Annotated in this window: 16 protein-coding genes and 1 other annotated feature (1 of these 17 only partly in view); all 16 genes read left to right on the top strand. The window is 54.4% G+C overall.

Going from position 1 to position 12,840, the window contains the following annotated elements:
• Positions 1-210: 210 nt before the first annotated feature.
• Positions 211-996: a cell division protein DivIB gene (gene divIB, locus GC56T3_RS12820; protein ID WP_193568243.1), complete on the top strand. Its 786-nt coding sequence runs from the start codon at positions 211-213 to the stop codon at positions 994-996.
• Positions 977-1,681, top strand: a complete 705-nt coding sequence (locus tag GC56T3_RS12815; protein ID WP_013145844.1) for a DUF881 domain-containing protein — start codon at positions 977-979, stop codon at positions 1,679-1,681. The genes divIB and GC56T3_RS12815 overlap by 20 nt, the downstream gene beginning before the upstream one ends.
• A 28-nt stretch (positions 1,682-1,709) precedes the next feature.
• Entirely contained in the window at positions 1,710-2,426 is a 717-nt protein-coding gene (locus GC56T3_RS12810; RefSeq protein ID WP_013145843.1) for a DUF881 domain-containing protein, read from the top strand.
• 1 nt (position 2,427) lies between these two features.
• Positions 2,428-2,790 (top strand): small basic family protein, encoded by a 363-nt coding sequence (locus GC56T3_RS12805; protein ID WP_013145842.1) that lies wholly within the window; start codon positions 2,428-2,430, stop codon positions 2,788-2,790.
• Between the two features lie 195 nt (positions 2,791-2,985).
• Positions 2,986-4,254 (top strand): cell division protein FtsA, encoded by a 1,269-nt coding sequence (ftsA, locus tag GC56T3_RS12800; protein ID WP_013145841.1) that lies wholly within the window; start codon positions 2,986-2,988, stop codon positions 4,252-4,254.
• A 27-nt stretch (positions 4,255-4,281) separates the two neighbouring features.
• Positions 4,282-5,415, top strand: a complete 1,134-nt coding sequence (ftsZ, locus tag GC56T3_RS12795) for a cell division protein FtsZ (protein ID WP_013145840.1) — start codon at positions 4,282-4,284, stop codon at positions 5,413-5,415.
• 378 nt (positions 5,416-5,793) lie between these two features.
• Complete coding sequence (gene spoIIGA, locus GC56T3_RS12790) at positions 5,794-6,708, top strand: sigma-E processing peptidase SpoIIGA (RefSeq protein WP_013145839.1); 915 nt, start codon at positions 5,794-5,796, stop codon at positions 6,706-6,708.
• Positions 6,709-6,760: 52 nt separating this feature from the next.
• Positions 6,761-7,480 (top strand): RNA polymerase sporulation sigma factor SigE, encoded by a 720-nt coding sequence (sigE, locus tag GC56T3_RS12785; RefSeq protein WP_013145838.1) that lies wholly within the window; start codon positions 6,761-6,763, stop codon positions 7,478-7,480.
• 119 nt (positions 7,481-7,599) lie between these two features.
• On the top strand, positions 7,600-8,379 hold the full coding sequence (sigG, locus tag GC56T3_RS12780) for an RNA polymerase sporulation sigma factor SigG (protein ID WP_011230628.1): 780 nt from the start codon (positions 7,600-7,602) through the stop codon (positions 8,377-8,379).
• Positions 8,380-8,474: 95 nt separating this feature from the next.
• Positions 8,475-8,717 (top strand): YlmC/YmxH family sporulation protein, encoded by a 243-nt coding sequence (locus tag GC56T3_RS12775; RefSeq protein WP_013145837.1) that lies wholly within the window; start codon positions 8,475-8,477, stop codon positions 8,715-8,717.
• A 137-nt stretch (positions 8,718-8,854) separates the two neighbouring features.
• The gene (pgeF, locus tag GC56T3_RS12770; protein ID WP_013145836.1) at positions 8,855-9,679 is read left to right on the top strand and encodes a peptidoglycan editing factor PgeF; all 825 of its coding nucleotides are present in this window, start codon (positions 8,855-8,857) and stop codon (positions 9,677-9,679) included.
• Positions 9,676-10,350 (top strand): YggS family pyridoxal phosphate-dependent enzyme, encoded by a 675-nt coding sequence (locus tag GC56T3_RS12765; RefSeq protein ID WP_013145835.1) that lies wholly within the window; start codon positions 9,676-9,678, stop codon positions 10,348-10,350. The genes pgeF and GC56T3_RS12765 overlap by 4 nt, the downstream gene beginning before the upstream one ends.
• A gap of 13 nt (positions 10,351-10,363) precedes the next feature.
• Complete coding sequence (locus GC56T3_RS12760) at positions 10,364-10,792, top strand: cell division protein SepF (RefSeq protein ID WP_013145834.1); 429 nt, start codon at positions 10,364-10,366, stop codon at positions 10,790-10,792.
• A gap of 3 nt (positions 10,793-10,795) precedes the next feature.
• Positions 10,796-11,068, top strand: a complete 273-nt coding sequence (locus tag GC56T3_RS12755; RefSeq protein WP_011230633.1) for a YggT family protein — start codon at positions 10,796-10,798, stop codon at positions 11,066-11,068.
• Between the two features lie 122 nt (positions 11,069-11,190).
• The gene (locus GC56T3_RS12750; protein ID WP_013145833.1) at positions 11,191-11,964 is read left to right on the top strand and encodes an RNA-binding protein; all 774 of its coding nucleotides are present in this window, start codon (positions 11,191-11,193) and stop codon (positions 11,962-11,964) included.
• Between the two features lie 78 nt (positions 11,965-12,042).
• Positions 12,043-12,555 (top strand): DivIVA domain-containing protein, encoded by a 513-nt coding sequence (locus GC56T3_RS12745; RefSeq protein WP_011230635.1) that lies wholly within the window; start codon positions 12,043-12,045, stop codon positions 12,553-12,555.
• 97 nt (positions 12,556-12,652) lie between these two features.
• Positions 12,653-12,840, top strand: a binding site (T-box leader) (it continues 33 nt past the right edge of the window).

The raw sequence follows: 12,840 nt of genomic DNA, 5'->3' as shown, positions 1-12,840 counted from the left end.
AAGCGGCGGATGTCCGCCGTTTTTTTGGCGTCTCTCGAACGCAGCCCATCGTCGAACGGTGCCGGCAAATGCGATAAAAACAGGCTCTCTCTTGCATTCATTTGTGATATAATGAAAATAAGTGCAAAAACAAAGAAACGGCAGCGGATGCCGTTTGTTTTTATACCGGTCGTTTCAGCGCGGGCGTTGAAGAAGAAAGCGGGGAATGCGATGGAAAAGGGAAAAGTCGTCGTCTTGGAGGACCGCGTGCCGAAACTGAAGGAGCGGCGCCGCCAGAAAGCGAACCGCCGGCTCATTGCGTACTTATCTTTCTTTTTTCTATTTATTTTGTGCGTCCTTTACTTCCAGTCGCCGCTTGGCGCTGTCGGGCATGTGGAAGTGAGCGGCAACCGTCATCTCACAGCGGAGCGCATCATCAGCTTAAGCGGCATTACGAAGCGGACAAGCTTTTGGAAAGTGAATGAACAAAACGTGGAAGAAAAGCTCACTCGCCATCCAGAAATTAAGGAGGCAACAGTGGAAAAACAGCTGCCGAACACGATCGCCATCCACGTCCGCGAATGGCGGCGAATCGCTTATGTGTATGACCGACAAACGTTTTTTCCATTGCTTGAAAACGGGCGGCTGTTAAAGCAAGAAGGGACGAAGACGGCGCCAAGCGATGCGCCGGTGCTTGTCGGCTGGAAAGACGGCGACGCCATTGCTGAAATGACGGGGCAGCTCGCCGAACTGCCCGCGGCCGTGCTGGGCGCCATGTCGGAAATTCACTACAAGCCGACGAGGGAATATGAAGACCGCGTCATCGTCTACATGAATGACGGTTATGAAGTAAGCGCGACAATCCGGCAATTTGCGGACAAGCTGTCGCATTATCCGGCGATTGCCGCCGCGCTTGACCGAAACGTCAAAGGAGTCATTCATTTGGAAGTCGGCAGCTATTTTGTTCCTTACGCCCCCCCGAAAAAGGAGGATGGCGATGAAACGACAAGCCCGTAGCCGCCTCCTGCTGACGTTGATCTGCTTGATCTTCGGCTCCATGCTCGGGTTCTCGTACCAACATGCGAAAAACGAAGCATCCCGCCGCGAGTGGAGCGACAGCGAGTGGAAAAAAGAGTACGAATATCGCTCGGCGCTTCTTGCTTTGCAAAAAGAAAACCGGTCGCTCAAGCAGCAGCTTGTCAAAAAGCAGGAGGAGCTGGCTGCATGGGAGAAGAAGCTGGCCGAGGAGCAGGAGAACGAGGCCGGATTGGCAAAAGAAGCGGAACAGCTGCGCATGCATGTCGGAAAAGCGAGGGTGAAAGGGAAAGGTGTAGCAGTCACCCTTTCCGATTCCTCTTATATCCCCTCTGAAGCGAGCGCTACCAATTATATCGTTCATGAACAGCACGTATGGAAAGTTGTTCACGAGTTGCTCATTTCCGGCGCCGAAGCGGTCGCTATTAATGGGCAGCGCATTTCCCACCGTTCATACATCGTCTGCAACGGCCCAGTCATTGAGGTCGATGGAACGCAGCATGCCGCTCCGTTTGTCATTTCGGCCATTGGCAATCCGGACGTGCTCATGTCCGCTCTAGAGCTTCCCGGCGGCATCGTCGACGAACTTGTCGAAGACCATATCGACGTAAAAGTGGAAAAGCAAGGAGCGATCGTGTTGGATCCGGTGTTTGCGCCCGAGCCGTAAAACGGGCGGAAAGGGGCGGTGAAGCGCATTGGAACGGAAAAATCGATTCTATTTTGCCGGCGTAGCTGCCATATTCGGTGTGATGCTGGCCGTCGGGCTTCGGACGACGCTGCATCCGGAAGGACGCGACACGCGCGACATTTGGGAGTTGCGCGCCGATTTGACAAAAGAGCAGAAGCTTGAACAACGGCTGCTTGAGGAGCTAGAGAGTTACGAGGAAACATTGCGCCGCTACCGGCGGGAACACGAGGCGGGCGGCGCGACAGAGCTTGAAGCGACAGTCGCGAAGCTGAGGGAAGAAGCCGGGCTGACAGAAGTGAGAGGAAGCGGTCTCGTGTTGACGATCGCGCCGCTTTCGGCGGCCGGCTACGTTGGTCCGGCCGTTGCCACCGTATCGCCCGAGCTATTGCAACGGTTAGTGAATGAGTTGAACAAATACGGGGCGAAAGAAATCGCCATCGACGGTGAGCGACTGACGAACCGGACGGCCATTCGCGATGTCAATGGCGCAACGAAAGTCGGGAGCCGCTCAGTGAGGCTGCCAGTCGAAGTGAGAGCAATCGCCGATGATGCGGACAAGCTGTACAGCGGGCTCGCCGTTTCGCCGATCCGCGATGATTTCGCCGTGGAAAACTTGGAGCTGTCAATATCCAAGCCCCAGCCGCTCGTTGTCATTCCGCCCGCGGCTAGCCGCCCTGATGTGAAATACATGGAGACAGAAAACGGCGGCAAGGAGGAGAAATAGCATGTGGCTTCCGCTTCTCGGATTGCTTCTTGGGTTTGCCATCGGCGTTCTCGCCGGCTGGGAAGTTCCCGATGAATATTCCAATTATTTGTCGATTGCCATTTTGGCCGCCTTTGATACATTAATCGGAGGATGGCGCGCCTACCTGCAGCGGACGTACGACGAAACCGTATTTATAACCGGGTTTTTTTTCAACATTGTTCTGGCCGCAACTTTAACTTTTCTTGGGGTGCATCTTGGTGTAGACTTGTATTTAGCGGCTGTGTTCGCCTTCGGCGTCCGCTTGTTTCAAAACATTGCCATCATCCGCCGCCTTTGGCTTGCTGAGTGGGCCAAGCGGCGGTACAACCGCGAAAAAAGTTAGGCAAAAGACAGGGAAAGTGTTTTCGCGTGTTGAATTATATGGGGTAAAACAAAATATAGTGTTGTTGCGAAACTCGCAAACTAGACATAGACCAATAGACAAAGAGATGGGAAATTTCAGCCGAAAAAGGAGGTGTCGCTGCTTACTGAAACGCCGGCCGGCACCGGCGCGTTTTTAGTAGGCAGATGCCAAAAAATGAGCAGCAATGAGATCGTCGTTAGCCTGGATGTCGGAACATCGAGCGTGAAAGTCATCATCGGGGAAATGCTAGGCAGCTCCATCAATATTATCGGGGTGGGCAATGTCAAAGCGGAAGGGCTCAAAAAAGGGGCGATTGTTGATATAGATAAAACGGTGCAGTCGATCAGACGGGCCGTCGAGCAAGCGGAGCGGATGGTCGGTTTATCGATCCGCCGTGTGATCGTCGGGGTGGCCGGCAGCCATATTCAGCTCCATGACTGCCACGGCATTGTCGCCGTCGCGAGCGAAAACCGGGAAATCAGCGATGAAGATGTCGCCCGCGTCATCGATGCCGCGCAAGTCGTCTCTATTCCTCCCGATCGGGAAATCATCGGCGTCGTTCCGCGCCAGTTTATCGTCGACGGGTTGGACGGCATTCATGATCCGCGCGGCATGCTCGGCGTCCGCTTGGAAATGGAAGGCACTATGGTGACTGGTGCGAAGACGGTATTACATAATCTTCTTCGCTGTGTGGAGCGGGCAGGCTTGGAAATCAGCGATATTTGTCTTCAGCCGCTGGCGGCCGGTTCGCTCGTGCTGTCCGATGACGAACGGCATTTGGGGGCGGCGCTCGTTGACCTGGGAGGCGGCTCGACAACGGTCGCTGTCTTTGAGCAAGGGACGTTGCAAGCTGTCTCTTCGCTGCCGGTCGGCGGGGAGCACATTACGAAAGACTTGGCCATCGGATTGCGGACGACAACGGACGATGCCGAAAAAATCAAACTGAAGCACGGACATGCATTTTACGACTACGCTTCAGAGGAAGAAGTGTTCAGCGTGCCGATCATGGGCACCGATCAACACCAGCAGTTCAGCCAGCTGGAGATCGCCGATATTATTGAGGCGAGACTGGAAGAAATTTTGCAAATGGTTCAGCAGGAAGTGCGTCGTCTCGGGTTTCGCGATCTCCCCGGCGGCTATGTGCTGACCGGCGGCGTCGCCAATATGCCAGGGTTGCTTGAGCTGGCCCACGTCGTTTTAGGGACGAGCGTCCGCATTGCCATGCCGGATTATATCGGTGTGCGCGACCCGCAGTATACGATCGGCGTTGGCTTGCTCAAGTTCGCCTACCGGCAGGCGCAGCTGCAAGGGAAAACGGTCCCGGCTGCCGCTGCGGTGGAGCCGGTCGAGCGCTCCTCGCAAAAACAGCAGTCGAAACCTAAAAAGAAAGAAGACCATTTTGGGAAGAAGGTCAAGAAATTTTTCGGTTCTTTCTTTGAATAGAGATTGAAATTTTAGGAGGATTTGGCCATGTTGGAGTTTGAGACAACAGTCGATCAGTTGGCAACGATCAAGGTGATTGGAGTCGGGGGCGGCGGCAACAACGCCGTCAATCGGATGATTGAGCATGGGGTGCAAGGTGTAGAGTTTATTGCAGTCAATACGGATGCACAGGCGCTCAACTTGTCGAAGGCGCCGATCAAGCTGCAAATCGGGGCGAAGCTGACACGCGGCTTGGGCGCGGGGGCGAACCCAGAAGTTGGAAAAAAAGCAGCTGAGGAGAGCAAAGAGCAAATTGAAGAAGCGCTTCGCGGCGCCGATATGGTGTTTGTCACCGCTGGCATGGGCGGCGGCACGGGAACTGGGGCGGCGCCTGTCATCGCCCAAATTGCGCGCGAGTTAGGGGCGCTTACGGTCGGCGTTGTTACACGCCCGTTTACGTTTGAGGGGCGGAAGCGGGCGACGCAGGCCGCAAGCGGCATCGCCGCCATGAAAGAGGCGGTCGATACGCTCATCGTCATTCCGAACGACCGGTTGCTTGAGATTGTCGACAAAAATACGCCGATGCTTGAGGCGTTCCGCGAAGCGGACAATGTGCTGCGCCAAGGGGTGCAAGGCATTTCCGATTTGATCGCCGTGCCGGGGTTGATCAACCTTGACTTCGCTGATGTGAAGACGATCATGTCGAATAAAGGTTCGGCATTGATGGGGATTGGCATCGCCAGCGGCGAAAACCGAGCTGCTGAGGCAGCAAAAAAAGCCATTTCCAGCCCGCTGTTGGAGACGTCGATCGACGGCGCGCAAGGGGTGCTCATGAACATCACCGGCGGCATGAACTTAAGTTTGTACGAAGTGCAGGAGGCTGCCGACATCGTCGCTTCGGCGGCCGACCAAGAAGTGAACATGATCTTCGGCTCCGTTATTAATGAGAACTTAAAGGACGAGATCGTCGTGACGGTCATTGCGACCGGATTCAACGAAAACGTCGCTTCGCAGCCGCGGCCGCCGCGCATTGGCATCGGCACTGTGCCGAAAGCGGCGCCGGCGCCAAAGCGGGAAAAGCGCGAAGAGCCGATACAAGACTATGCGGCGCTCCGCTCGGGGCAAGCAGAAGATCCGCTTGACATTCCCGCTTTCTTGCGCAACCGCAACCGCCGCCGCTAGATGGCGAAACGAGGGTGTCCCAAAAGCAACGGGACACCCTTTCTTCATCACAAGATGCATGCACGAACGTGCACGAAGCACTTTGGTGAAACAATATATTGTATCTCTCTTAAAGAAAGACGATCTTTTGAGACAGCCTCGCTTTTCCGATTAGGACCAAAAACTTCTCGCGTTGGCCGCCCGCTCTCTCGCAACGAAAGGGCGAAAAAGAGAAGGCGGGTTAGGCTTTCGTGCCGGCCGATTTGATCCGCCGTGGTTCCCCCTGTTTTGACAAAACATCCCCTTTTTCACCGCCACCGATTGACAGACTTTCCCCGAAGAGATGCTATATACTTGTTTCAGACAAAGCCGATGTGGGCGGGGGGAGGGGCTTGACGGTTGGTCGTCTATCTCGATGTCATTTGGCTGTTGAACGTCTGTTTTGACGCGTTGCTTCTTTGGCTGACGGCGCTCATGCTCAAGCGGCCGATCGTCTGGTGGCGCCTGTTGGCCGGGGCGTTGATCGGTTCGCTGCTCGTTGTGCTGCTGTTTACCCCGTTTTCCGCCATCGCCCAGCACCCGTTGATAAAAGCAGCCGTTTCCGTGTTGATCGTGTGGGCCGCCTTCGGCTTTAAGCGCCCGCGCTATTTGCTTGAAAATATGCTGGCGTTTTACTTTGCTACGTTCGCTGTCGGCGGCGGCATGCTGGCGGTTCATTATTTTTTCGCGCACCAACTGTCCGTCCGCCAAGGAATGCTTCTCATGCATCATCCCGGGGCGGGCGATCCGGTCAGCTGGCTGTTTGTTGTCATCGGGTTTCCGGTTTTATGGCTTTTTTCCCGCCGAAGGGTGGAGGCGATTCGCGAAAAAAAACTGCGGTTTGAACATATCATTGAGGTCAAGATCGTATGGGACGGGCGGCCGCTTATGCTGCGCGGCTTGATTGACAGCGGCAACCAGCTCGTCGATCCGTTGACAAAAATGCCGGTGATGGTAGTCGAACAGGAAAAAGCGAAGGCCGTGCTTCCTGAAGAGCTATTGGGTTGCCTCAGCGCTCACATGATGCTGGCTTCCCCGCCGGAGCGGTGGGTCCATCGCCTACGTCTCATTCCGTACCGCGCGGTCGGCAGCGGTCCACAAATCATGGCGGCGGTCAAGCCAGACCGCATTATGCTTCGGTATGAAAACGAATGGTTGGAAGTAGCGCAAGGGCTTGTGGCGCTAAGCGCTGATCCGCTGTCGACGGATGGGGAGTACGACTGCATCGTCCATCCGAAAATGGTGCAGGCGGGAAGAAAGCTGACCGCTTCGTAGGTTTTGTTAGTATATCATACTCGCTTTTGATCCGTTTAGAAGGGGGATTTTCATGAAAAAGTGGAAACTTCGTTTCATGTACTGGCTGTATAAGTTTTTGGCCAAGCTCGGCTTGAAGGCGGATGAAATTTATTATATCGGAGGCAGCGAAGCCCTCCCGCCGCCGCTGACAAAAGAAGAAGAGGAGCAGCTGATCGCCAGGCTCGCCGCCGGCGATGACACGGCGAGATCGCTTTTGATCGAACGCAATTTGCGTCTTGTCGTCTACATTGCGCGCAAGTTTGAAAACACCGGCATTCACATTGAAGATTTGATCAGCATTGGAACGATCGGCCTCATTAAGGCGGTCAACACGTTCAACCCAGAGAAGAAGATCAAGCTGGCGACATACGCGTCGCGCTGCATTGAAAACGAAATTCTAATGTATTTGCGCCGCAACAACAAAGTGCGGGCGGAAGTGTCGTTTGATGAACCGCTCAATATCGACTGGGATGGCAACGAGCTGTTGCTTTCCGACGTGTTGGGAACGGAAGACGACGTGATTACGAAAGATTTGGAAGCGGATGTCGACCGGCGCTTGCTCTTAAACGCCTTGCGCCAGCTGAGCGACCGCGAGAAGCAAATTATGGAATTGCGTTTTGGCCTCTCCGGCGGCGAAGAAAAGACGCAAAAAGACGTCGCTGATTTGCTCGGCATTTCGCAATCGTACATATCGCGGCTCGAGAAGCGGATCATTAAACGGTTGCGCAAAGAATTCAATAAAATGATGTAGCGGGCGGCGGGAGCGAAATTCCGCCGCTTTTTCCGCGTCGGACAGGCTGTGCATATTTTTCCCTTCCAAGGAGATACTGAAAACTGACGACTTAGCATCTCCTGATGGGAGGGAACAACTTGACGAGGAACAAAGTCGAGATTTGCGGCGTAGACACTTCGAAGCTTCCCGTCCTCAAAAATGAGGAAATGCGTGAACTGTTTCGACGGATGCATGAGGGGGATTTGGAGGCGAGAGAGAAATTAGTAAACGGCAACTTGCGCCTCGTGTTGAGCGTCATTCAGCGCTTCAACAACCGAGGCGAATTTGTCGATGATTTGTTTCAAGTCGGCTGCATCGGACTTATGAAATCGATTGATAATTTTGACCTCAATCAAAACGTGAAGTTTTCCACTTACGCAGTGCCGATGATCATCGGCGAAATCCGCCGCTATTTGCGCGACAACAACCCGATCCGCGTTTCGCGCTCGCTGCGCGACATCGCCTACAAAGCGTTGCAAGTGCGAGAGCGGCTCATGAGCGAGACGGCGAAAGAACCGTCAACCGAGGAAATTGCCAAAGAACTCGGCGTCGCCCATGAGGAAGTGGTTTTTGCCCTCGATGCCATTCAAGATCCTGTTTCGTTGTTTGAGCCGATTTACAACGACGGCGGCGACCCGATTTATGTGATGGACCAGCTGAGCGATGAGCGCAACCGCGACAGCCAATGGATCGAAGAAATCGCCTTGAAGGAAGGGCTTCGGCGGTTGAATGAGCGGGAAAAAATGATCATCCGCAAACGCTTTTTCCAAGGAAAGACGCAAATGGAAGTGGCCGAGGAAATCGGCATTTCCCAAGCGCAAGTGTCCAGGCTCGAAAAAGCGGCGATCCGGCAAATGAATAAAAACATCCAAGTGTGACAGGCTGCAGGTGCAGCCTTTTTCTTTGGCACATAACTGCTCATTCGGCGTCATATAGATGAAAAAGAGGGAGAGGAAAGGCGGGGGAAGAAATCGTGATGAGAATTTCCGAATTTCAGACGAAAGATGTCGTCAATGTAGCCAATGGGAAGAAGCTTGGCAATATTGGGGACATTGATATTGATTTAGATACTGGAAAAATCCGCTCACTCATTATTTTAGGCGCCGGAAAGATGCTCGGGCTGTTCGGCCGCGAAGAGGCGGTCGTCATTCCATGGCAGAACATCGTCAAAATCGGAGCCGATGTTATTTTAGTCCGCCTTCATGATACGGATTGAATCCCGAGGATGGCCTAGGGTTGACAGCAATGTTTCGACAAAATCGCAAATAAAGGTTATCATGGACAAACAAACTATGATAAAATAGGAAAAAAAGTGATAAAAAACTACAAAAAGCAGCGTGAGGGTTGACGCGAATGCCGGACATTTTTCAACAAGAAGCCCGCGGCTGGCTCCGTTGCGGGGCGCCTCCGTTTGCTGGAGCCGTCGCTGGATTGACGACGAAACATGGCGGGGAGAGCAAAGGGCCGTTCGCCTCGCTGAATATGGGGCTGCATGTCGGCGATGACCGCACGGATGTCGTCAACAACCGCCGGCGCTTGGCGGAATGGCTTGCATTCCCGCTTGAGCGATGGGTATGTTGCGAACAAGTGCATGGTGCCGACATTCAGAAAGTGACGAAAAGTGACCGGGGGAACGGGGCGCAAGATTTTGCCACGGCGGTTCCAGAGGTCGATGGGTTGTATACAGACGAGGCGGGGGTATTGCTAGCGCTTTGTTTTGCCGATTGTGTGCCCATTTATTTTGTGGCGCCATCTGCTGGGTTAGTCGGCCTTGCTCATGCCGGGTGGCGGGGAACGGCGGGCGGCATCGCTGGTCACATGGTGTGGCTTTGGCAAACGCGCGAACACATCGCGCCGAGCGACATCTATGTTGCCATCGGACCTGCCATCGGTCCGTGCTGTTATACGGTTGACGACCGGGTCGTGGACAGTCTGCGCCCGACGCTTCCTCCGGAAAGCCCGTTGCCATGGCGGGAAACAAGCCCAGGGCAATATGCGCTCAACTTAAAGGAAGCCAACCGGCTTCAGTTGCTCGCGGCTGGCGTTCCGAACAGCCATATTTATGTGTCGGAACGCTGTACAAGCTGTGAGGAAGCGTTGTTTTTTTCCCACCGCCGCGACCGCGGAACGACCGGAAGGATGTTGGCGTTCATTGGCCGAAGGGAGGAATGGACATGACGGTGCGCGACAACTTGGCGGCCATTCGCCGAGAAATCGAGGCGGCCTGCGCCCGCGTCGGCCGCGATCCAGCCGGCGTGCGCATCGTGGCGGTCACCAAATATGTGGATGCAAAGCGGGCGCTCGAGGTGCTTGACGCCGGCATTGCCGACCTCGGCGAAAACCGCTCCGACCAATTGATTGAAAAGCATGCACGGATCGGAAATCAAGCGACGTGGCATTTCATTGGGACGCTTCAGTCGCGCAAAGTCAAAGACATTATTGATAAAGTCGATTACATTCATTCGCTCGACCGTCTGTCGCTCGCGAAAGAAATCGAAAAGCGGGCGGTGCGGCCAGTAAAATGTTTTGTGCAAGTGAACGTATCGGGCGAAGCGACCAAACACGGGCTCGCCCCCGAAGAAACGATTCCGTTTATTGAACAGCTTCGCGCCTTTTCGCGCATCGAAGTCGTCGGATTGATGACGATGGCGCCGCATACCGGCGACGAAGCGATATTGCGCGCTTGCTTTCGCCAATTGCGGATGCTGAAGGAACGCGTTCAGGCGTTGGGAATGGCCCATGCGCCATGCACCGAACTGTCAATGGGCATGTCAAACGACTACACGATCGCCATCGAGGAAGGAGCGACGTTTGTGCGCATCGGCAGCGCGCTTGTCGGATCATTGTAGGAGGTGAAACCGGATGGGGTTGATGAAAAAATTTCGCGATTATTTTTTAGAAGAAGACTACGAAGACTATGATGAAGAATATGAAGCGCCGCAGCCGGAAGAGGAGGCGCCGCCGAAGACGGCAGGCAAGGCGAACGTCGTCAGCCTGCAAAGCGTGCAAAAATCGGCGAAAGTCGTGCTTGCTGAGCCGCGGGTGTATGCGGAGGCGCAGGAGATCGCCGACCATTTGAAAAGCCGGCGCGCGGTCATCGTCAACTTGCAGCGCATTCAACATGAGCAGGCCAAGCGGATCGTCGACTTTTTAAGCGGCACGGTGTACGCCATTGGCGGCGACATTCAGCAAGTCGGCACAAAAATTTTTTTATGCACCCCGGAAAACGTCGACGTCAGCGGCTCGATTTCGCTCGACGGCGAGGATGACAGACCGATGAAGAGGTGGTAGCCGTTGGATTATGTACTCACGTTTTTGACGACAGTGATTCAAGTGTACTCGTATGCGCTGATCATTTATATTTTAATGTCGTGGTTTCCCAATGCGCGCGAAACGCGGTTCGGACAGATGCTTGCCGCCATTTGCGAGCCGTATTTGGAGCCGTTTCGGCGCGTCATTCCGCCGCTTGGCATCATTGACGTCTCCCCAATCGTCGCGTTTATCGTTCTTGAATTCGCGACGAGAGGGCTTCATGCCCTATTCGACATTCTTCAGTCGCAGTTTTAGCTTCGTTTTGCGCGCACGGCGCCGCCGCTCTCCGTCCGGCAGGCAAAAAGGCGGAAGGGCGGAACTCGCAGAGAGGAATCCATTGTGGGTTCCTTTCTTCCATGAAAGCAAGGTGACGTCGAGTGGAGCTGTATCAGCATTTTCGCAAAGAGGAACATCCGTTCATTGATCAAGTGCTCGAGTGGAAGGAGATGGTGAGCCGTCAGTACGCTCCGAAGCTGACCGATTTTCTCGATCCGCGTGAGCAGCAAATCGTGCAAAGCATCACTGGCGGCGATGGAGACGTGCGCGTGTTCTTTTTCGGAGGCGCCCCGTTTGTCGAGCGGAAGCGGGCGTTTCTCGCTCCGCCGTATATCGACCCTGAGGAAGAGGATTATGGCATTGTGCTGTTTGCCGTCCGCTATCCGGCGAAATTCGTTTCCCTTGAACATCGCGACGTGTTGGGGGCGCTGATGTCGCTTGGCTTGCGGCGCGGCAAGTTTGGCGATATTCTCGTTCGGGATGGGGAAATTCAGTTTTTTGTTGCTGCTGAAGTCGCCGACTACGTCCGCTTGCATGTCGAAACGATCGGCAAAGCTCCGGTTGCGCTTGAGCCGCTGCCGTTGTCGGCTGCCATGCCGCTTGCCGAAACGTGGGAGGAAGGAACGGTCACGGTGTCTTCTCTAAGGCTCGATGCTGTGCTCGCTCAGGCGTTTCGCCTTGCGCGCGAGAAAGCGCGTGCGCTTGTTGAAAGCGGGCTTGTCAAAGTCAACTGGAAGGTGGTGGACAAGCCGGATTTCCTCTGCGGACCGGGCGATGTCCTGTCGGCGCGCGGTTTTGGCCGCTGCAAGCTGTTTTCGGTGGAAGGGCCGACGAAAAAAGAGCGCTGGCTCGTTCAGATCGGCCGACAAAAATAAGCAAATGACGGCAGGAAATCGGCAAACCGTGTCGAATGAAAGTGAAGAAAAGGAATGATGGAGACGGAGGTGGCCGTTGTGCCGTTGACGCCATTGGATATTCACAACAAGGAATTCAGCCGCGGGTTTCGCGGGTACGATGAAGACGAAGTGAACGAGTTCCTCGATCAAGTCATTAAAGACTATGAAATGCTCATCCGTGAAAAAAAGCAGCTGGAAGAGAAAGTGGCCGAACTGACGGAAAAGCTGAACTACTTTGCGAACATTGAGGAGACGCTCAACAAGTCGATTCTTGTTGCTCAAGAAGCAGCGGAAGAAGTGAAGCGGAATGCGCAAAAAGAGGCGAAGCTGATCATTAAAGAGGCGGAAAAAAACGCCGAGCGCATCATCAGCGATGCATTGGCGAAATCGCGGAAAATCGCCCTCGAGATCGAGGAGCTGAAGCGGCAGTCGAAAGTGTTCCGCGCCCGTTTCCGCATGCTTGTCGAGGCGCAGCTTGATATGATCAACAGCCGCGATTGGGACGAGTTGATGGAGTATGAGGCGCCGGATTTGGAAGAAGGGGCGAGAGAACCGCTGTCACAGCCTTGACGAACCGAAGACGTTTCGGTTATAATAATTGGCAAAAATCGCCGCATCAGCCGCCGTGGGAGGCGGTTGGCTTTTTTCAGGATGAATAGCGAAATAGCCATCGACGATGAAAGGGACAGTAGCTCTTGTACGACCGGTCGCAGCGAGCCGGGGATGGTGGAAGCCTGGCATCGGCGCAAGAGTGAACATCACCCTGGAGTTCCATGCCGAACATCAAGTAGGCCATGGCGCGTCATTCCCGTTACGAATGAAAAGTGGGCTGTGCGTCGTTTGCATGGCCAAGAA

Source organism: Geobacillus sp. C56-T3, from assembly GCF_000092445.1.
GTDB lineage: Bacteria > Bacillota > Bacilli > Bacillales > Anoxybacillaceae > Geobacillus > Geobacillus thermoleovorans.
This window is presented reverse-complemented; position numbering and strand designations above follow the sequence as displayed.